We start from the raw sequence: 19,663 nt of genomic DNA on the forward strand, positions 1-19,663 counted from the left end.
ACGTGTGCCCGAAGGGGCTCAACCCGACCAAGGCGATCGGCAAGATCAAGGAATTGATGGTGCGACGGGCGGTTTGAAATGGACGAATCTCACCAGTCCGACCCTCTTCGCCGCGCGCGCCTTCGTTGGCGCGCAAGGCGCGGCCTGCTGGAAAACGATCTGATCTTCGATCGTTTCTTCAGCCGATATGAGCATGACCTCAGCGACGCCGACGTGGCCGCATTGACCCGCCTGCTGGAGCTGAGCGACAACGAACTGATGGACTTGCTGCTGGCGCGCACGGAGCCTGAAGGCGACCTGGCGACGCCGGACGTAACCCGCTTGCTGGAAATGCTGCGCACCGTGTGATTCCAGCAGGAATTCGCGGAGTTTTGCAAAATAGGCCTGTTGCACTGCACACAGGCCGATAAAACAGTTTTGCCGCGCAGCTTCCGTCGTGCAAATTATCGAAAACCTGTATCCATACTTCGATTGAGGATGTGCTATGACCCCGTCAGATGTTAAAGCCACGCTATCGTTCAGCGACAACTCGCCGAGCGTCGAAATGCCGATCTACAAGGGCACGATGGGCCCGGACGTGATCGACATCCGCAAGTTGTACGGTCAGACCGGCAAGTTCACGTATGACCCGGGCTTCATGTCGACGGCGGCGTGCAATTCGGCGATCACGTATATCGACGGCGACAAGGGCGAACTGCTGTATCGCGGCTACCCGATCGAGCAACTGGCCGTGAACGCGGACTTCCTCGAAACGTGCTATCTGCTGCTGAAGGGCGAACTGCCGAACGAGGCGCAGAACAAGGAATTCGTGGACACCGTCACGCGTCACACGATGGTGCACGAGCAGATGCACTTCTTCTTCCGCGGCTTCCGTCGCGACGCGCACCCGATGGCCGTGCTGACGGCTGCGGTCGGCGCGCTGTCGGCGTTCTATCACGACTCGCTGAACATCAACGATCCGCGTCACCGTGAAGTCTCCGCGATCCGCATGATCGCGAAGCTGCCGACGCTCGTCGCGATGGCGTACAAGTTCAGCATCGGTCAGCCGTTCGTGTATCCGAAGAACGAACTGTCGTACAGCGCGAACTTCATGCACATGATGTTCTCGAACCCGTGCGAAGAGTACAAGGTCAACGATGTGCTCGTGCGCGCTCTCGACCGTATTCTGATCCTGCATGCGGACCACGAGCAGAACGCGTCGACGTCGACGGTGCGTCTCGCGGGTTCGTCGGGTGCGAATCCGTTCGCGTGTATCGCAGCCGGCATCGCATGTCTGTGGGGTCCGGCGCACGGCGGCGCGAACGAAGCCGCGCTGAACATGCTCGAAGAGATCGGCTCGGTCGACAACATTCCTGAGTTCATCAAGCAGGTGAAGGACAAGAACTCGGGCGTGAAGCTGATGGGCTTCGGACACCGCGTGTACAAGAACTACGACCCGCGCGCGAAGCTGATGCGCGAGACGTGCCACGAAGTGCTGAACGAACTCGGCCTGCACGACGACCCGCTCTTCAAGCTCGCGATGGAACTCGAAAAGATCGCGCTGGAAGACGAATACTTCGTGTCGCGCAAGCTGTATCCGAACGTCGACTTCTACTCGGGCATCGTGCAGCGCGCGCTGGGCATTCCGACGTCGATGTTCACCTGCATCTTCGCGATGGCTCGTACGGTCGGCTGGATCGCGCAGTGGAACGAGATGATCGCCGATCCTGAGCAGAAGATCGGCCGTCCGCGTCAGCTGTTCATCGGCCAGACGCCGCGTGAAGCGAAGCCGCTGGCAAAGCGCTAAGCTGATCGAGTTTTAGTTGTATCGAAGCCCCGGCGAGAAATCGCCGGGGCTTTTGCTTTTTTGCTCGCCGCGCGCAGAGACGGCGCCGGATTCAATCCGCGAACACCTCCTGCAAGGTATGAAGCGCGTCGGTCAGCGTGTTGTCCGCGATGCTGCCTTCCCGCTTGATGAGCCGCAGCTTGTCCACCGTGCGAATCTGATCCAGAAGAATCAATCCCTGCTTCCGCTTGAAAGCAATGGGAATGCGGAAAGGCGCAGGTTTTCCCTTCGACGACATCGGCGCGACGATGACCGTGCGCAGATGGTCGTGCATCTCCGGCGGCGACACCACTACGCACGGACGCGTTTTCTGAATTTCGCTGCCCAAGGTGGGATCGAGCGCGACCGACCAGACTTCTCCACGCACTACCATTCGAGCTCCCCGTCGTCGTTGCCGAATTCGCCCATGACGAGTCCGTCCTCGCCGCTTTGCGCAATCAGCTTGCTGGCTTCGGCCCAACCTTGACGCGCTTTGTCGCGAGGCCGACGCAAGACGATCGCGTCGTTCTCGACTTCCATGTCGACCTCGTTCTCCAAGCCCAATTGCGCGAGCAGCGGCTTGGGAATCAGGATGCCCTGGGAATTGCCCATTTTTCTGATGGTGGTTCGCATGTCGTCGACTACTGAAGAGTATGGAAGCACGATGTTATTACCTGTCGAAAGAGCCGTCAATACAATGTTATTACTGCGCGGATCGTGAGCGCTGACGACAGCCTATTGCGCGCATCGTGCGGCGAACATTCGGCCAAATGGCATAGGATCTAAGGACAGCGTCGCGATGCGCTCGAGGTTCAGCCGGGTAGTCGTCATCCGGGTACTGGAACCACTACAATAACTATCTGTTTTTAATGGGTTTTTCCCGTATCCTAGTATCCAATTCTCATCGCGTGGTGGCATAATCGATTCACGAGCCGTACACCGATAAATCCCCGCAGTCACACACGAAAGCGCTCACCATGGCACAGACTCTCTACGACAAACTGTGGAATACGCACGTTGTCCACACGGAAGAGGACGGCACCTCGATCCTCTACATCGACCGTCACCTGCTGCACGAAGTGACGAGCCCGCAGGCCTTCGAGGGCCTGAAGCTGGCCGAGCGCCCGGTGTGGCGCATCAGCGCGAATCTGGCGGTGTCCGATCACAACGTGCCGACGACCGACCGCTCGCACGGCATCGCCGATCCGGTTTCGAAGCTGCAAGTCGATACGCTCGACCAGAACTGCGACGCCTTCGGCATCACGCAGTTCAAGATGAACGACCTGCGTCAGGGCATCGTGCACATCATCGGGCCGGAGCAGGGCGCGACGCTGCCGGGCATGACCATCGTCTGCGGCGATTCGCACACGTCCACGCACGGCGCGTTCGGCGCGCTGGCGCACGGCATCGGCACGTCGGAGGTTGAGCACGTGCTCGCGACGCAAACGCTGTTGCAGAAGAAGAGCAAGAACATGCTCGTGAAGGTCGAAGGCCAATTGCCGCGCGGATGCACCGCGAAGGACATCGTGCTCGCGATCATCGGCAAGATCGGCACGGCGGGCGGCACGGGCTACGCGATGGAATTCGGCGGCTCGACCATCCGCGCGCTCACGATGGAAGGCCGCATGACCGTCTGCAACATGGCGATCGAAGCGGGCGCGCGCGCCGGCATGGTCGCGGTCGACGACACGACCATCAACTATCTGAAGGACCGTCCGTACTCGCCGCAGGGCGTCGAGTGGAATCAGGCGGTCGAATACTGGCGTCAGTTCAAATCCGATGACGGCGCGCACTTCGATCGCGTCGTCGAGCTGAATGCCGCCGAGATCGTGCCGCAAGTGACGTGGGGCACGTCGCCGGAAATGGTGACGTCGATCGACGGCCGCGTGCCCGATCCCGACAAGGAAAAAGATCCCGTCAAGCGCGACGCGATGGAACGCGCGCTGAGCTACATGGCATTGCAGCCGAACACGCCGATCGAATCGATCAAGCCGGACAAGATTTTCATCGGCTCGTGCACGAATGCGCGCATCGAAGACTTGCGCGCCGCCGCGTACGTCGTGAAGTCGCTGGGCAAGCGCGTCGCGTCGAACATTCGCCTGGCGATGGTCGTGCCGGGATCGGGTCTCGTGAAGGCGCAAGCCGAACGCGAAGGCCTCGACAAGATCTTCACGAACGCCGGCTTCGAATGGCGCGAGCCGGGCTGCTCGATGTGCCTCGCGATGAACGCCGACCGCCTGGAAGCGGGGGAGCGCTGCGCATCGACGTCGAACCGCAACTTCGAAGGCCGTCAGGGCGCGGGCGGACGCACGCATCTCGTGAGCCCCGCGATGGCCGCCGCCGCCGCGATCGAAGGCCATTTCGTCGACGTACGCAAGCTCGCTTAATCGATCGGGACACTGAGAAAGATCATGGAAAAATTCATTGTGCACAGCGGCCTCGTCGCGCCGCTCGATCGCGAGAACGTCGACACGGACGCGATCATCCCGAAGCAGTTCCTGAAGTCGATCAAGCGCACCGGCTTCGGTCCGAACGCGTTCGATGAATGGCGTTATCTCGACGTCGGTGAGCCCGGACAGGACAACAGCAAGCGTCCGCTCAACCCGGATTTCGTGCTGAATCAGCCGCGTTATCAAGGCGCGTCGATTCTGCTCACGCGCAAGAATTTCGGCTGCGGCAGCTCACGCGAACACGCGCCGTGGGCGCTCGATCAATACGGCTTTCGCGCGATCATCGCGCCGAGCTTCGCGGACATCTTCTACAACAACTGTTTCAAGAACGGTCTCCTGCCGGTCGTGCTGACGGAGCAGCAGGTCGACAAGCTGTTTAACGAGACCTACGCGTTCGTTGGTTTCCAGTTGACGATCGATCTCGAAGCGCAAGTCGTGCGTACCGGCGACGGCACCGAGTACGCGTTCGAAGTGCCGGGCTTTCGCAAGTATTGCTTGCTGAACGGCTTCGACGACATCGGTCTCACGCTGCGTCATGCGGACAAGATCAAGCAATATGAGGCCGAACGCCTCGCGAAGCAGCCGTGGCTGAATAACCGGCTCGTTGGATAACCGCGCATAAAGGAAGCGAAAGATGAAAATTGCAGTTCTCCCCGGCGACGGCATCGGTCCCGAAATCACCGCCGAAGCGGTCAAAGTCCTGAACGCGCTCGGCGAGAAGTTCGAGCTGGAAGAGGCGCCGGTCGGCGGCGCGGGCTACGAGGCGAAGGGGCACCCGCTGCCCGATTCCACGCTGGCGCTCGCGAAGGAAGCCGATGCGATCCTGTTCGGCGCCGTCGGCGACTGGAAGTACGACAAGCTCGAACGCGCGCTGCGTCCCGAGCAGGCGATTCTCGGCCTGCGCAAGCATCTGCAACTGTTCGCGAACTTCCGTCCGGCGATCTGCTATCCGCAATTGACGGGCGCGTCGTCGTTGAAGCCGGAGATCGTGTCGGGTCTCGACATCCTGATCGTCCGCGAATTGAACGGCGACATCTATTTCGGCGCGCCGCGCGGCTTGCGAGAAGCCCCGGACGGCCCGTTCGCGGGCGCGAAGGAAGGCTTCGACACGATGCGCTATTCCGAGCCCGAAGTGCGCCGCATCGCGCACGTCGCGTTTGCCGCCGCGCAAAAGCGCCAGAAGAAGCTGACGAGCGTCGACAAGGCGAACGTGCTCGAAACGTCGCAGCTGTGGCGCGACACGATGATCGACGTCGCGAAGGAATATCCGGATGTCGAGCTGTCGCACATGTACGTCGACAACGCCGCGATGCAGCTCGTGAAGGCGCCGAAAGCGTTCGACGTCGTCGTGACCGGCAACATGTTCGGCGACATTCTGTCGGACGAAGCGGCGATGCTCACCGGCTCCATCGGCATGCTGCCGTCCGCGTCGCTCGACAAGAACAACAAGGGCCTGTACGAGCCGTCGCACGGTTCGGCGCCGGACATCGCGGGCAAGGGCGTGGCGAATCCGCTCGCGACCATTCTTTCGGCGGCCATGATGCTGCGCTACTCGCTCGGCAAGACGGAGCAGGCGGATCGCATCGAAAGCGCGGTGAAGAAAGTGCTCGAGCAGGGCTACCGCACCGGCGATATCGCGACGGCGGACGGCAAGGTTGTCGGCACGAAGGAAATGGGCGACGCGGTGCTGAAGGCGCTGTAATCGCGAGAAAGACGATCGGCGCGCTGAAGCATTAAAGCGGCCGATCGTCTCTTTTTACCGATGTTCGCGCACGATCCGCCCGATTTTCACGCATCTGCAGCATGACGCCGTCGAAAACGTCCGGTTATCGTGTATATTGCTTTGCTATGGCGAAGAACTCTCAATTCTCTCTGGATTCCATCGGACGCGGCTCAAAGTCGCTCGCGACGGAACTCGCCATCAGCACGCGCATCGTGGCCACTCGAGCCACGGCTAAAACGCGCATTACGAAAATCTCCATCAAAGCGATCACGATTCGCTGATCGTCCCTCGTGTCCGAGCGTCTTCCCCGCGCGGCCACGCCGGGTAAAGATGCGGGGAAGCGTCCACAGTTAAAGGTTAGTCATGAACGTAGGTCTCGTTGGTTGGCGCGGTATGGTCGGCAGCGTCCTGATGCAGCGCATGCAGCAGGAAGGCGATTTCGACTTGATCGAACCGGTGTTTTTCAGCACCAGCAATGCGGGCGGCAACGCGCCGTCGTTCGCCAAAAACGAGACGAAGCTCAAAGACGCAACGAGCATCGACGACCTGAAAAAGTGCGACGCCATCATCACGTGCCAGGGCGGCGACTACACCAACGAGGTGTATCCGAAGCTGCGCGCGGCGGGCTGGAAGGGCTACTGGATCGACGCGGCGTCGGCGCTGCGCATGAAGGACGACGCGGTCATCATTCTCGATCCGGTCAACCTGGACGTCATCAAGGATTCGCTCGTGAAGGGCGGCCGCGACTTCATCGGCGGCAACTGCACGGTCAGCCTCATGCTGATGGCGCTCGGCGGCCTGTTCCGCGAGAACCTCGTCGAATGGACGACGGCGATGACCTATCAGGCCGCGTCGGGCGCGGGCGCGCAGAACATGCGCGAGCTGCTTCAGCAAATGGGCGTGCTCTACGGTTCGGCGAAGGAAGACCTGGCGGATCCGTCGTCGGCGATTCTCGACATCGACCGCCGCGTGCTCGCCGCGATGAACGGCGAGCGCATGCCCGTCGACAACTTCGGCGTGCCGCTCGCGGGCTCGCTGATTCCGTGGATCGACAAGGATCTCGGCAACGGCATGTCGAAGGAAGAGTGGAAGGGCGGCGCGGAAACCAACAAGATCCTCGGCAAGCCGGCAATGGGTACGCCGGGCTCGATTCCCGTCGACGGCCTCTGCGTGCGTATCGGCGCGATGCGCTGCCACTCGCAGGCGCTCACCATCAAGCTGACGAAGGACGTGCCGCTCGACGAAGTGCACGGCATTCTCGCGTCGGCGAATGACTGGGTGAAGGTCGTGCCGAACGAGCGCGAAGCATCGATTCGCGATCTGTCGCCCGCGGTCGTCACGGGCACGCTGACGGTGCCGGTTGGCCGTCTGCGCAAGCTCGCGATGGGCGGCGAATATCTGTCGGCGTTCACGGTCGGCGATCAACTCTTGTGGGGCGCCGCCGAGCCGCTGCGCCGCATGCTGCGCATTCTGCTCGACAAGTAAAGTAAACTACGCGCCTGAAGCGCGTGTCTTGCTCGAAAGCGTCGCGTTTCACGCGGCGCTTTTTTGTTTTTGTGGAGCTTTGTTGCAACGCCGTGTTTATCGAGCGGTCTTCGCTTTATGTTTCAATTTTTGCCGCACCCGGAGCCTCAATGATCCATCGAACTCGCCGGTCTTTCGTTTCGTCATCGCGTGCGGCGCTCGCCGCGGCAAGTCTCGCCGCATGCGCGATGTTCTGGGCGAATCCCGGCGATGCGCTCGCGCAGGCCTCCGCCGCCACCGGGCAAACCTACGCGGTCAAGCCGGGACAATCGTTGAGCGATGTCGCCGGCGAACTCACAGGATCCAAAGATCGCGACGTCCGCGCGAAAGCCGCGCGTGCCCTGTTCGACGCCAATCCGAGCGCCTTCAGCAGCCACGACATCAACAAGCTGAAACTCGGCGCGGTGCTGAACGTGCCCGCCGATCTGAGCGGCGCGCCGCCGGCCGCAGCGTCGGCGCCCGAGGCGCAGCAGACCGCGCCCGCCGAAACGTCCGCGCCTGCGTCTTCGTCGGCGGATACCGCCACACCGGCGCCGGAGAGCGCGGCGCCCGCATCGGCTGCGGAGCCGCAAGCCAGCGCGACGGCGGCGCCGGAGCGTGCGACGCCGGAGGCCGCATCGGCAATCGCCGCGCCCGCAAGCGCGCCCGCCACGGCCGCACCGGAACCGGCCAGCCGCAGCGGCGTGGCAGCGGCGACCATCGGTCTGTCGCCCTTCATCATCGCGATCGTGATCGTCGTGATCGGCGTCCTGCTGCTCAGAATGCGGCGCAAGAAGCGAGCAGTCGCGACGAACGACAACGACGTCGATCGCGCGCCCCGTACGTTCGCAAGTCTGGAAGAAGCCCAGGCCGACGCCGACGCCCGCAACGAAGCGCTGCGCAAGGCGCGCGAGGCGGCGGCCGGTGCCCAAGGCAAGTCGCCGGCGCGCGATCAGTCCGGACTGGCTGCGGCCGCCGCGAGCATCGGCAACGCTGAAGTAGCCCAGACGCCCGTCGCTCCGTCCGAAGATGCGTTGCCGCCGACGACCGAGGCAAAGCCGTCGACCGCGGCGGATGAAGCACCCGTCGGGGCGAACCGCTCGCAACCGGAAGAGCCGTTCGTGCCTGTTGCGCCGGCTGCACGTCATCCCGATTTCGTACCGCCAGCCAGCGAACCGGACACCCACGAACAGCGCGAGCAGCATGCGCGCGAGATCGAAGCGCGCGAAGCGGCGCGCCGGGAAGCCGAAAAATGGGAAGTCGAAGAGCGCGAAGCCGCGGCACGCCAGGCCGCCGCGCGCGAGGCCGAGGAGCGTGAAATCCGCGCGCGCGAAGCCGCCGCGCGGGAAGCACTCGCACGCGAGCAGGCGGGTCATGCCGGTGCGGATCGCGAGGCCGAATTGCGTCAGGTCACCGAACGCGAAGAGCTGGCGCGTGAGAACGCGGCACGCGAGATCATCGCGCGCGAGGCGGAACTGCGCGAACTTCAGGCGCGCGCCGCCGAAGAGCAAGCCGCAGAGCAACGCGCCGCCGAGCAGCGCGACATCGAAGAACTGGCAGCGCGCGAGGCGGAAAAATCCGGCATCGCGCCGGACGAAGAGCCGGTGCTCGCGCATCGCTTCCCAATGCCGAAGTTCCCCCAGGACGCAATCCAGGCGCTCGGTTCGCTCGAAATGGAACTGCCGCCGCGTCTGGAACTGACGATCAAGCCGCCCGGCGCGACCGGACCGGAGACGGCTGCATCGTCGCTGAAAAATCCGCCGCTCGAGACGCCTCCCGCAGCGCTGGAACAGCCGCCTGGCGGCACGCAGCCAATCCAGCAGGCGCCGTTCATGCCGCAGCCGGTGGCGCATTTCGAAGCAGCGCGGCAAGGCCAGTCGCAAGCCCCGTCCGTTGCGTCGCAAATCGAAGCGGGTACGGCGGGCGCGGCATCGGTCGCTGGCCTGGGCGCGACAAAATTCGGCCCGCTCAGTCTCGATTTCGATTTGGGGCCGACGTCGAACGCGACGGAGGCTTTGCCTGCCCTGACGCCGGGCCAACTGGCGACCATCGCGCGCAATAAGCTCGAATTGGCAGCCGAATACATCGAACTGGGCGATCTTTCGGGCGCGCGCACGTTGCTCCAGGAAGTGATCGAATCGAACGATCCGGCGACGCGCCAGCAGGCCGCCACGCTCTTGTCGACGCTTGCACCGCATTCCTGAGATGCGTATCGCTTTAGGGATTCAGTACGACGGCGCGGCGTTTTGCGGTTGGCAGTCGCAGCCGCACGGGAAGACGGTCCAGAACGAACTGGAGCGCGCGCTCGCGCAATTCGCGCAGACGCCGCTTCCGACCGTCGTCGCCGGGCGCACCGATACGGGCGTGCACGGTCTCGGTCAGGTCGTGCATTTCGATACCGCTCTGGATCGCGCCGAGTTTTCGTGGGTGCGCGGCACGAATGCGTTCCTGCCCGACACCGTCGCGGTGCAATGGGCGAAGCCGATGCCCGACGATTTCCACGCGCGCTTCGCGGCTTTCGAACGCACTTATTTCTACGTTCTTTACGTCAATCCGGTGCGTTCGCCCATGCTCGCGAAACGCGCGGGCTGGGTGCACACGCCGCTCGACGTGGCAGCGATGCGCGATTCGGTCGCGTGCCTGATCGGCGAGCACGATTTTTCGTCGTTCCGCGCCGCCGATTGCCAGTCGAAAACGCCAGTCAAGCATCTTTATCAGATCGATGTACGCGAGCAGGGCGACTTCGTCCACTTTCGCTTTCGCGCCAACGCGTTTTTGCATCACATGGTGCGCAATCTGATGGGATGCCTCGTCGCGATCGGACGGGGCCGTCATCCATCGTCGTGGATGGCGGACGTGCTCGCCGCCCGCGACCGCCGCGCTGCCGCGCCGACTTTCATGCCCGACGGGCTGTATCTGGCCGAGGTCGGCTATCCTGAACACTTCGCGGTGCCGCCGCCGCATATCGCCAGCATGCCCTGGAGCGCCATTTGGGCAGAGCCGAAATGACAGACCGAGATTTGCATCGCACCCGCATCAAGCTATGCGGACTTTCGCGCGTCGAGGACGTGCAGCACGCCGTCGCGCTGGGCGCGGACGCCGTGGGTTTCGTGTTCTATCCGCCGAGCCCGCGTTCGGTGAGCGTCGCACAGGCCGTCGAACTGGCGCGGCACGTGCCGCCGCTCGTGTCGGCGGTCGGGCTTTTCGTCAATGCGACGCCCGAATGGACTCGCGAAGTCACGTCGAACGTGCCGCTCTCGCTGCTGCAGTTTCACGGCGACGAAACGCCGGAACAATGCGAGGCGCTGGCATCGATTGCGGGTTTATCCTATTGGCGCGCATTGCGAATCGGGTCTGATGCGTCCACAAGCCATTTGATAGAATCGTCTCTCAAGTTCAAAGCCGCAGGCGGCCTTTTACTCGACGCGCTCGTCGAGGGCTTCGGCGGCGGTGGAAAGGTATTCGATTGGTCACTTATCCCAACAGATCTCGGGCATCGGGCCGTTTTGAGTGGTGGGTTGAACACGCAAAACGTCAGTGACGCCATTCGGCGTGTGCGCCCGTACGCGGTCGATGTCTCGAGCGGCATCGAACTGCCGGGCGCCAAGGGCGTGAAGGATCCCGCCCGAATGGCGGCGTTCGTGCGCGCGGTGCGCGAGGCGGACGCCGGGTGAATCGAACGTGGGCCGCGCTGCCGGCTACGTAACCGAGAGAGTGACGCAATGTATAACTTGCCAGACGAAAGAGGCCATTTCGGCCAATATGGAGGCGTGTTCGTCTCCGAAACCCTCATCCATGCACTTGACGAATTGCGCGTCGCGTATGACGCGGCACGTCAGGATCCCGAATTCATCGCCGAGTACGAGTACGAGCTCAAGCATTACGTGGGTCGTCCGTCGCCGATTTATCACGCGAAGCGCTGGAGCGAGATGCTTGGCGGCGCGCAGCTCTATCTGAAGCGCGAAGACCTGAATCACACGGGCGCGCACAAGGTGAATAACGTGATCGGCCAGGCGCTGCTCGCCCGCAAGATGGGCAAGCCGCGCGTGATTGCCGAAACCGGCGCGGGCCAGCACGGCGTGGCGACGGCGACCATTGCCGCGCGATTCGGCATGGAGTGCGTGGTCTACATGGGCGCGGAAGACGTGCGTCGTCAGGCGGCGAACGTCTATCGGATGAAGCTGCTCGGCGCAACGGTCGTGCCGGTCGAATCCGGGTCGAAGACGCTCAAGGACGCGCTCAACGAAGCCATGCGTGACTGGGTGACGAACGTCGAAAACACGTTCTACATCATCGGCACGGTGGCGGGGCCGCATCCTTACCCGATGATGGTGCGCGACTTCCAGCGCGTGATCGGCGACGAATGTCGCGTGCAGATGCCCGAAATGGCCGGTCGCCAGCCCGATGCCGTGATCGCGTGCGTCGGCGGCGGGTCGAATGCGATGGGCATCTTTTATCCGTACATCGACGATAAAGACGTCAGATTGATCGGCGTCGAAGCGGCGGGCGACGGCATCGACACCGGGCGCCACGCGGCGTCGCTGATGGGCGGCAGCCCGGGGGTGCTGCACGGCAATCGCACGTATCTGCTGCAGGACGAAAACGGGCAGATCATCGAAACGCATTCGGTGTCGGCGGGGCTCGACTATCCGGGCGTCGGTCCGGAACACGCGTGGCTGAAGGACGCGGGACGCGCGGAATACGTCGGCATCACCGATGACGAAGCGCTCAAGGCCTTCCACGACTGCTGCCGGATCGAGGGCATCATCCCCGCGCTGGAATCGAGCCACGCGCTCGCCTATGGCGCGAAGCTCGCGAAGACGTTGCCGCGCGACAAGGTGTTGCTCGTCAATCTGTCCGGCCGGGGCGACAAGGACATGCATACGGTCGCCGAGCGATCGGGCATTCAGTTCTGAGCCTCAGATAGATGCGCAACGTCATCGACGAGCCGTTGTCCGTCGGCGCCCTGCAGGGCGCCGGCAGCGACATCCGCAACCGCGACTTCCTGGCCGATGCCGAGAATATTCCCGACGCGTCGATCGATCTGATCGTCGCGGATCCGCCTTATGGTCTGGGCAAGGACTACGGGAACGACTCGGACATGTTGTCCGGCGACGCTTTTCTCGAGTGGACTTATCGCTGGCTCGATCTCGCGATTCCGAAGCTCAAGCCGAGCGGTTCGCTGTATATCTTTTGCACCTGGCAGTATTCGCCCGAACTGTTCGTGTTCCTCAAGCGCCGCCTTTTGATGATCAACGAGATCGTCTGGGACCGTCGCGTGCCGAGCATGGGCGGAACGACGCGGAAATTCACGTCAGTGCACGACAACATCGGCTATTTCGCGGTATCGAAGGACTACTACTTCGATCTCGATCCGGTGCGCATCCCTTACGACGCAGAAACGAAAAAGGCGCGTTCGCGGAAGATTTTCGAAGGCAGCAAGTGGCTCGAACTGGGCTACAACCCGAAGGATGTCTGGTCCGTGTCGCGTCTGCATCGGCAGCACGCGGAGCGGGTGGATCATCCGACGCAAAAGCCGCTGGAGATCGTCGAGCGCATGGTGCTCGCGAGCTGTCCGCCGGGTGGGCGCGTGCTCGATCCGTTCATGGGCAGCGGCACGACGGCGGTCGCGTGCGCACGTCATGGCCGGCAATTCACGGGCTACGAGATCAACCCGGATTACTGCGCGATCGCCGAAAGCCGCATTGCCGAAGCGCGCGCTGCACGGCTCGAGCCGGCAGAGCCCGCCCGCGTTCGACGCAAGACACTCGTCGCGACCGGCACCGCCGCCCAAGCCGAATAGCGTCTTTTTCGCTGCTGATCGCGTCAAATGCATTCAAATGCGTCCGACGCCAACGAATACGACTAAGAGAAATCTCATGTCCCGCATCAAGAATACTTTTGCGGCGCTCGCCGCACAGGGCAAGAAAGGGCTGATTCCGTTCATCACCGCGGGCGACCCGAATCCGGAACAAACCGTCGAGTTCATGCACGCGCTGGCGAAGGGCGGCGCGGACGTCATCGAACTGGGCGTGCCGTTCTCCGATCCGATGGCCGACGGCCCCGTCATCCAGCGTTCGTCGGAGCGGGCGCTCGCGCGCGGCGTGACGCTCAAGCGCGTGCTCGCCGACGTCGCGCGTTTCCGCGAAACCGACGACAAAACGCCCGTCGTGCTGATGGGTTACGCGAATCCGATCGAGCGCATGGGCGCCGACGCGTTCGCGAAAGCCGCGAAGGAAGCGGGCGTCGACGGCGTACTGGTGGTCGATTACCCGCCCGAGGAAGCGGAGAGCTTCGGCGCGTCGATGCGCGCCGCCGGCATCGATCCGATCTTCCTGCTCGCGCCCACATCGACGGACGAGCGCGTCGCGGCGGTCGGCAAGATCGCGAGCGGGTATGTCTACTACGTATCGCTGAAAGGCGTGACCGGCGCCGCAAATCTGGACGTTTCCAGCATCGCGAGTAAAATCCCGGCCATCAAGTCGCGTGTGCCCCTGCCGGTCGGTGTCGGTTTCGGCATTCGCGACGCCCAGACCGCGCGCGCCGTCGCCGATGTCGCGGACGCCGTCGTCATCGGCAGCCGCCTCGTGCAGCTGCTCGAAGACGCGAAGCCGGACACCGCGGCCGCGTCGCTGACGAGCTTCATCGCCGAAATTCGTCAGGCGCTCGACGCCGCACAGTAAAATACGCGCCGCCGCGGGCCGCCCGATTCGGGCGTGCGCCGCGCGGCAACCGATCAGTCAAGGAAAAACGATGAGCTGGCTCGACAAACTGCTGCCGCCGAAGATCAAGCAAACCGATCCCAAAAGCCGCAAGGGCATTCCCGAGGGCCTTTGGGTGAAGTGTCCGTCGTGCGAAGCGGTGCTGTATCGCAACGACGTCGAGGCGAATCTGCACGTATGCCCGAAGTGCAGCCATCACATGCGAATCGGCGCGCGCGAGCGGCTCGACCGCCTGCTCGACCCGGAAGGCCGCTATGAAATCGGCCAGGAAGTCGTCCCGGTCGACGCGCTGAAGTTCAAGGACAGCCGCAAGTATCCGGATCGCATCAAGGAAGCGATGGAAGATACGGACGAGACCGACGCCATGGTCGTCATGGGCGGCGCGATCCACACGATTCCGTGTGTCGTCGCGTGCTTCGAATTCTCGTTCATGGGCGGATCGATGGGCTCGGTGGTCGGCGAGCGCTTCGTGCGCGGCGCGCGCAACGCGCTGGAGCAGAACGTGCCGTTCATCTGCTTCACGGCCTCGGGCGGCGCGCGCATGCAGGAAAGCCTGCTTTCGCTCATGCAGATGGCCAAAACCACTGCGCTTCTGACCAAACTCGCGGACGCGAAGCTGCCGTTCATTTCCGTGCTGACCGACCCGACGATGGGCGGTGTGTCCGCATCGTTCGCGTTCCTGGGCGATGTCGTGATTGCCGAGCCGAAGGCGCTGATCGGCTTTGCCGGCCCGCGCGTGATCGAGCAGACCGTGCGCGAGAAGCTCCCGGAAGGTTTCCAGCGCGCCGAGTTCCTGCTGACGAAGGGCGCGGTCGACATGATCGTGGATCGCCGCAAGATGCGCGAAGAAATCGCCCAATTGATGGCGCTGATGACGCGGCAACCCGCCGATTCCGTCGCCTGACCCGAATGTACGTAGCGCCGCGCCGCGCGTGAACCCCGCGAGGTTCCGCGCGGCGCTTTTGTTTTTGCGATCTCGAAAATGAACACATTCCCGACTCTCGACGCCTGGCTCGCCCATCTGGAAGCGGCGCATCCGGTCGGCATCGACATGGGCCTCGCGCGCATCGGCAAGGTGAAGGATGCGCTCGGCCTGCGTTTCGACTGCCCGGTCATCACCGTCGGCGGCACGAACGGCAAGGGCTCGACCTGCGCGATCATCGAAACGATCTTGCTGCGCGCGGGGTATCGCGTCGGTTGCCATACGTCGCCGCATCTGCTGACGTTCAACGAGCGCGCGCGCATCGACGGCGCGGAGGCGAGCGACGCCGATCTGCTCGAACATTTCGCGGCCGTGGAAAAGGCGCGCGCCAGCCTGCCGGAGCCGGTTTCGCTGACGTACTTCGAGTTCACAACGCTTGCGATCCTGCATCTCTTCGCGTCGCGCAAGCTCGACGCGGTGATTCTCGAAGTCGGGCTGGGCGGGCGTCTCGACGCGGTGAATATCGTCGATACGGATTGTGCTGTGATCACGAGCATCGACATCGACCATACGGACTATCTCGGCGACACGCGCGAAAAAATTGGCTTCGAAAAAGCGGGCATATTCCGGACGGGCAAGCCGGCAGTGTGCGGAGATCCGTCGCCGCCGCAGACTCTCATCGAACATGCCGAGGCGATCGGCGCGGATCTGTGGCTCGTCGGACGCGATTTCCGCTACGAAGCCCAGCCGGGCAACGAGCGCCAGCAATGGAGTTATATCGGCCGCGAGCAGCGGCGCTCGGCGCTGGCCTATCCGGCGCTGCGCGGCGCGAATCAGCTCATCAACACGTCGGCGGCGCTGGCCGCGCTCGAAGCGCTGCGCGGCCGTCTGCCGGTTTCGGCGCAGGACATTCGCCTTGGCCTGGCGAACGTCGAGTTGCCGGGGCGCTTCCAGGTGCTGCCGGGCAAGCCGCAAATCATTCTCGACGTTGCGCACAATCCTCACGCAGCCGCCGTGTTGTCGCAAAATCTCGGCAACATGGGCTATTTTCCGTACACTTACGCGGTGTTCGGCGCGATGGGCGACAAGGACATCGAAGGCGTCGTGAAGCAACTCAAGGGCGAGATCGATCACTGGAACGTGACCGCGCTGCCCACGCCGCGCGCCGCGTCGGCGGAGCAACTGGAACACGCATTGCGCGACGCTGGTGTCAACGACAGCGCCGACAGCAGCGTTTCTCGCTTTGAAACACCTGCGGCGGCTTTTCAAGATGCGTTAAGCCGGGCGTCTGAAAATGATAGAATTTTGGTTTTCGGAAGTTTCTACACGGTAGCCGGCGTCATGGCCTACCGTCGAATGCAGCATAACTAGCAGCATCATTGAGACGGTCGGCCGTCAGCACCAAGCGATACATGGGACTCTTTTCGTTCGGCAAGAAAGACGACTCCGGTCGCGACGCATATTCCGATTCATCGCGCGGCTCGCGTCACACCGTCCGCACGGAACGCCGCACGCGCAGATCCGAGCGCACCGACGCCGACGCGATGATGCTCGATCCCACCCTGCCCGAGAAGCAGCGCGCGCGCCGCAGGCTCGTCGGGGCGATCGCGCTGGTGCTCGCCGCCGTCATCGTCCTGCCGATGGTGCTCGATTCGCGTCCGAAGCCCGTCACCGACGACATTTCCATCGATATTCCCAACCGCCCGGCGCCCGCCGCGAAGCAGTCGCGCGACGCCAACGACGCCGACACGCAAGCCGGTGTCGCGCACGACGCGCCGTCGGGTGCGTCGGGCAGTGTTTCCGCCGGCGTGACGCAGCCGCAAGCCGCGGCACCTGCCGCGACGGCAAAGCCCGAGCCGAAGCCGGAAGCGAAGCCTGACGCGAAAGCCGAAGCCAAGCCGGAAGCGAAGCCGTCGAAGCCCGCAGCCGTGGCGAGCCAGAACGCGAAGCCGCAAGCGGCCGAGCCTTCCGAACAAGCCAACGCAAACACCGCGGCGAACGCCGCGGCAGGCACGGCCAACACGCCGTCGTCGCCGGCGGGCAGCCGCTTCGTGCTGCAGATCGGCCAGTTCGACGACGAAACCGCCGCGCAGAATTGGGTCAACAAGTTGAAGTCCGCGGGTGTGCCCGCATATCTCGAACATCGCAAGCAGTCGGACGGCGCGACCAAGTCGCTGTTGCGCGCGGGGCCGTTCCCGGATCGCGCGTCGGCGCAGGCCGCGCTCGTGAAGGTGCGGCAGGCCGGCCTGGGCGGCGGCACCCGGGCATCGAACTAAGCCGGCTCGATGTTCACCGCTTTCGACTACGCCGTGATGGCCGTGATCGGCCTGTCCGCGCTGCGCGGCATGTGGCGCGGCCTGTTGGCCGAAGCGTTCGGTCTGGTCGGCTGGGTCGCCGCCATTCTGATCGCGGGACGGTTCGTCGGGCTCGTCGTGCCGTATATCCCGTCGACGTGGCCCGGCGGCGCGCTTACGCAGTGGCTCGTGGCGTTCGTGCTGGTGGTCGGGGCGGTGCTGCTCGTATCGAGCGTGCTGTCGGCGCTATTGACGCGCATCACGGAAGTCACCGGCCTGCGCGGCGTGGACCGCTCGTTGGGCTTGCTGTTCGGCCTCGTCAGAGGGGCTATATTGGTAGTTATTCTGGTCGCCCTGGCTGGCCTGACCGAACTGCCTCAGAAAGATTTTTGGCGCAATGCGCTGCTGCGGCCGATGGCCGAGCAAGGCGTGCGCGAATTGAAACCGCTGCTCCCCGATACGCTCGCCGCGTATGTGCACGTCGCTCCCGAACCGGGCGGCCTGGCGCCCAACGCCGCACAATAGACGAACGGCCGGCTACACGAGGAACGCGCGACGGCTCGAAGACGCTTCGCCCCGGCCACGTCACGGCCAGTTTTTGAGAGAAGCGTCGAAGAGATCCGGGCAACGCCTTGTCTACCCGTTTCGACTCTTTGAAGGACCATGCCATGTGCGGCATCGTAGGTGTAGTTTCCCAAAGTCCCGTCAATCAGCTGATCTATGACAGCTTGCTCCTGCTCCAGCATCGCGGACAGGACGCGGCGGGCATCGCCACGGCGAACGGCAATAACTTCCACATGCACAAAGCCAACGGCATGGTGCGCGACGTGTTCCGCACGCGCAACATGCGCAGTCTGCCGGGCAACGTCGGCATCGGCCAGGTGCGGTATCCGACCGCCGGGTCCGCATCGAGCGAGGAAGAAGCGCAACCGTTCTACGTGAATGCGCCGTTCGGCATCATCCTCGCGCATAACGGCAATCTGACGAACTGGATGCAGCTGAAGGACGAGATGTTCCGCATCGACCGCCGGCACATCAACACTGCATCCGACACCGAAGTGCTGCTCAACGTCTTCGCGCACGAACTGCAGCTCGCGAGCTCGGGCCTGCAACTCGATGCGACCGCGCTGTGGAAAGCCGTCGCGGGCGTGCATCGCCGTGTGAAGGGCTCGTACGCGATCGTCTCGCTGATCGCGGGCTACGGTCTCGTCGCGTTCCGCGATCCGTTCGGCATTCGTCCGCTTGTGCTCGGCAAGCTCGAAACGTCGACGGGCGTCGAGTGGATGGTCGCGTCGGAATCGGTGGCGATCGAAGGCATCGGCTTCGAATTCGTGCGCGATGTCGAACCGGGCGAAGCGATTTTCATCGACGCGGAAGGCAATCTGCACAGCCACCAATGCGCCGAGAAGCCCGAGCTCAATCCGTGCATTTTCGAGCTCGTGTATCTCGCGCGTCCGGATTCGTGCCTCGACGGCGTGCCGGTCTACAACGCGCGTCTGCGCATGGGCGATTACCTCGCCGAGAAAATCAAGCGCGTGCTGCCGGATGTGCCGATCGACGTCGTCATGCCGATTCCCGACTCGTCGCGCCCCGCCGCGATGCAGGTCGCCGCGAAGCTCGGCGTGGAGTATCGCGAAGGCTTCTTCAAGAACCGCTACGTCGGCCGCACCTTCATCATGCCGGGTCAGGCGGTGCGCAAGAAATCGGTGCGTCAGAAGCTCAACGCGATGGGCATCGAGTTCAAGGGCAAGAACGTGCTGATCGTCGACGATTCCATCGTGCGCGGCACGACCTCGCATGAAATCGTGCAGATGGCCCGCGATGCCGGCGCGAACAAAGTGATCTTCGCGTCCGCCGCGCCGCCGGTGAAGTTCCCGAACGTGTACGGCATCGACATGCCGACGCGCGGCGAACTCGTTGCGCACGGCCGCAGCGATGAGGAAGTCGCACGCATGATCGGCGCGGATTATCTCGTCTATCAGGACGTGGAAGACCTGAAGAACGCGATCCGCGACATCAATCCGGCGTTGAAGGAATTCGAAGCGTCGTGCTTCGACGGCAACTACATCACTGGCGACGTCACGACCGATTATCTCGATCGCATCGAGTCCGCACGTCTTGCGCCGCAATCGCAGTCGGATCGCGATGCTGCGAGCGACGCGCAAGAGGGCGGCATGGCGCGCTCACAGTTGCATTTGCAACTATCGGTCGAGTAAGTTTTCGGCGCTTCGAACGAGCCCGCTTC

19 protein-coding genes and 1 pseudogene are annotated in these 19,663 nt (G+C 63.4%); 18 read left to right on the plus strand and 2 right to left on the minus strand.

Features of this window, described 5'->3' with window-relative positions:
- The 3 genes and pseudogenes from sdhB to gltA all read left to right on the plus strand — a co-directional run.
- Positions 1-77 (plus strand): annotated as a pseudogene (gene sdhB / locus NCS67_RS13840) (succinate dehydrogenase iron-sulfur subunit); the annotation flags it as partial.
- A 1-nt stretch (position 78) separates the two neighbouring features.
- Positions 79-348: an FAD assembly factor SdhE gene (locus NCS67_RS13845; protein ID WP_008354055.1), complete on the plus strand. Its 270-nt coding sequence runs from the start codon at positions 79-81 to the stop codon at positions 346-348.
- 136 nt (positions 349-484) lie between these two features.
- Positions 485-1,786: a citrate synthase gene (gene gltA, locus NCS67_RS13850; RefSeq protein ID WP_008354054.1), complete on the plus strand. Its 1,302-nt coding sequence runs from the start codon at positions 485-487 to the stop codon at positions 1,784-1,786.
- A 91-nt stretch (positions 1,787-1,877) separates the two neighbouring features.
- On the opposite strand, the gene NCS67_RS13855 is transcribed toward gltA, so the two are convergent.
- Positions 1,878-2,198, minus strand: a complete 321-nt coding sequence (locus tag NCS67_RS13855) for a type II toxin-antitoxin system PemK/MazF family toxin (RefSeq protein ID WP_008354052.1) — start codon at positions 2,196-2,198, stop codon at positions 1,878-1,880.
- A complete protein-coding gene (locus NCS67_RS13860; RefSeq protein WP_175983181.1) occupies positions 2,192-2,437 on the minus strand; it encodes an AbrB/MazE/SpoVT family DNA-binding domain-containing protein in 246 nt (81 codons plus the stop codon). The genes NCS67_RS13855 and NCS67_RS13860 overlap by 7 nt, the downstream gene beginning before the upstream one ends.
- A 344-nt stretch (positions 2,438-2,781) precedes the next feature.
- Here NCS67_RS13860 and leuC point away from each other — a divergent pair, with 344 nt between their 5' ends.
- The 15 genes from leuC (at position 2,782) to purF (ending at position 19,634) form a co-directional block, all read left to right on the plus strand.
- Positions 2,782-4,191: a 3-isopropylmalate dehydratase large subunit gene (gene leuC, locus NCS67_RS13865; protein WP_008354050.1), complete on the plus strand. Its 1,410-nt coding sequence runs from the start codon at positions 2,782-2,784 to the stop codon at positions 4,189-4,191.
- Between the two features lie 24 nt (positions 4,192-4,215).
- Positions 4,216-4,866 (plus strand): 3-isopropylmalate dehydratase small subunit, encoded by a 651-nt coding sequence (leuD, locus tag NCS67_RS13870; protein WP_008354049.1) that lies wholly within the window; start codon positions 4,216-4,218, stop codon positions 4,864-4,866.
- A 22-nt stretch (positions 4,867-4,888) separates the two neighbouring features.
- On the plus strand, positions 4,889-5,956 hold the full coding sequence (leuB, locus tag NCS67_RS13875; protein ID WP_008354048.1) for a 3-isopropylmalate dehydrogenase: 1,068 nt from the start codon (positions 4,889-4,891) through the stop codon (positions 5,954-5,956).
- 384 nt (positions 5,957-6,340) lie between these two features.
- The gene (gene asd / locus NCS67_RS13880) at positions 6,341-7,462 is read left to right on the plus strand and encodes an aspartate-semialdehyde dehydrogenase (RefSeq protein WP_008354047.1); all 1,122 of its coding nucleotides are present in this window, start codon (positions 6,341-6,343) and stop codon (positions 7,460-7,462) included.
- A gap of 149 nt (positions 7,463-7,611) precedes the next feature.
- Positions 7,612-9,684: a FimV/HubP family polar landmark protein gene (locus tag NCS67_RS13885; RefSeq protein WP_250435444.1), complete on the plus strand. Its 2,073-nt coding sequence runs from the start codon at positions 7,612-7,614 to the stop codon at positions 9,682-9,684.
- A 1-nt stretch (position 9,685) separates the two neighbouring features.
- Complete coding sequence (truA, locus tag NCS67_RS13890) at positions 9,686-10,489, plus strand: tRNA pseudouridine(38-40) synthase TruA (protein ID WP_250435446.1); 804 nt, start codon at positions 9,686-9,688, stop codon at positions 10,487-10,489.
- Positions 10,486-11,154 carry a phosphoribosylanthranilate isomerase gene (locus NCS67_RS13895; RefSeq protein WP_250435447.1) on the plus strand — a complete coding sequence of 223 codons (669 nt, stop codon included), beginning with the start codon at positions 10,486-10,488 and terminating at the stop codon, positions 11,152-11,154. The genes truA and NCS67_RS13895 overlap by 4 nt, the downstream gene beginning before the upstream one ends.
- Before the next feature lie 48 nt (positions 11,155-11,202).
- Positions 11,203-12,396, plus strand: a complete 1,194-nt coding sequence (gene trpB, locus NCS67_RS13900; RefSeq protein WP_008354043.1) for a tryptophan synthase subunit beta — start codon at positions 11,203-11,205, stop codon at positions 12,394-12,396.
- 11 nt (positions 12,397-12,407) lie between these two features.
- Positions 12,408-13,283, plus strand: a complete 876-nt coding sequence (locus tag NCS67_RS13905; protein ID WP_175983187.1) for a DNA-methyltransferase — start codon at positions 12,408-12,410, stop codon at positions 13,281-13,283.
- A gap of 76 nt (positions 13,284-13,359) precedes the next feature.
- Positions 13,360-14,163, plus strand: coding sequence for a tryptophan synthase subunit alpha (gene trpA / locus NCS67_RS13910; protein ID WP_175983188.1), 804 nt, complete (start codon positions 13,360-13,362; stop codon positions 14,161-14,163).
- A gap of 70 nt (positions 14,164-14,233) precedes the next feature.
- Positions 14,234-15,106 (plus strand): acetyl-CoA carboxylase, carboxyltransferase subunit beta, encoded by an 873-nt coding sequence (gene accD, locus NCS67_RS13915; protein WP_008354039.1) that lies wholly within the window; start codon positions 14,234-14,236, stop codon positions 15,104-15,106.
- Positions 15,107-15,184: 78 nt separating this feature from the next.
- Positions 15,185-16,495 carry a bifunctional tetrahydrofolate synthase/dihydrofolate synthase gene (gene folC / locus NCS67_RS13920; RefSeq protein ID WP_008354038.1) on the plus strand — a complete coding sequence of 437 codons (1,311 nt, stop codon included), beginning with the start codon at positions 15,185-15,187 and terminating at the stop codon, positions 16,493-16,495.
- A 41-nt stretch (positions 16,496-16,536) separates the two neighbouring features.
- Complete coding sequence (locus NCS67_RS13925) at positions 16,537-17,400, plus strand: SPOR domain-containing protein (protein WP_250435449.1); 864 nt, start codon at positions 16,537-16,539, stop codon at positions 17,398-17,400.
- Positions 17,401-17,409: 9 nt separating this feature from the next.
- Positions 17,410-17,943: a CvpA family protein gene (locus tag NCS67_RS13930; protein ID WP_008354036.1), complete on the plus strand. Its 534-nt coding sequence runs from the start codon at positions 17,410-17,412 to the stop codon at positions 17,941-17,943.
- Positions 17,944-18,086: 143 nt separating this feature from the next.
- The gene (gene purF / locus NCS67_RS13935) at positions 18,087-19,634 is read left to right on the plus strand and encodes an amidophosphoribosyltransferase (protein WP_008354035.1); all 1,548 of its coding nucleotides are present in this window, start codon (positions 18,087-18,089) and stop codon (positions 19,632-19,634) included.
- The last annotated feature ends 29 nt before the right edge of the window (positions 19,635-19,663 follow it).

This window comes from Caballeronia sp. ATUFL_F2_KS9A, assembly GCF_023630765.1.
In the GTDB taxonomy this organism is placed as follows: Bacteria; Pseudomonadota; Gammaproteobacteria; order Burkholderiales; family Burkholderiaceae; genus Caballeronia; species Caballeronia zhejiangensis.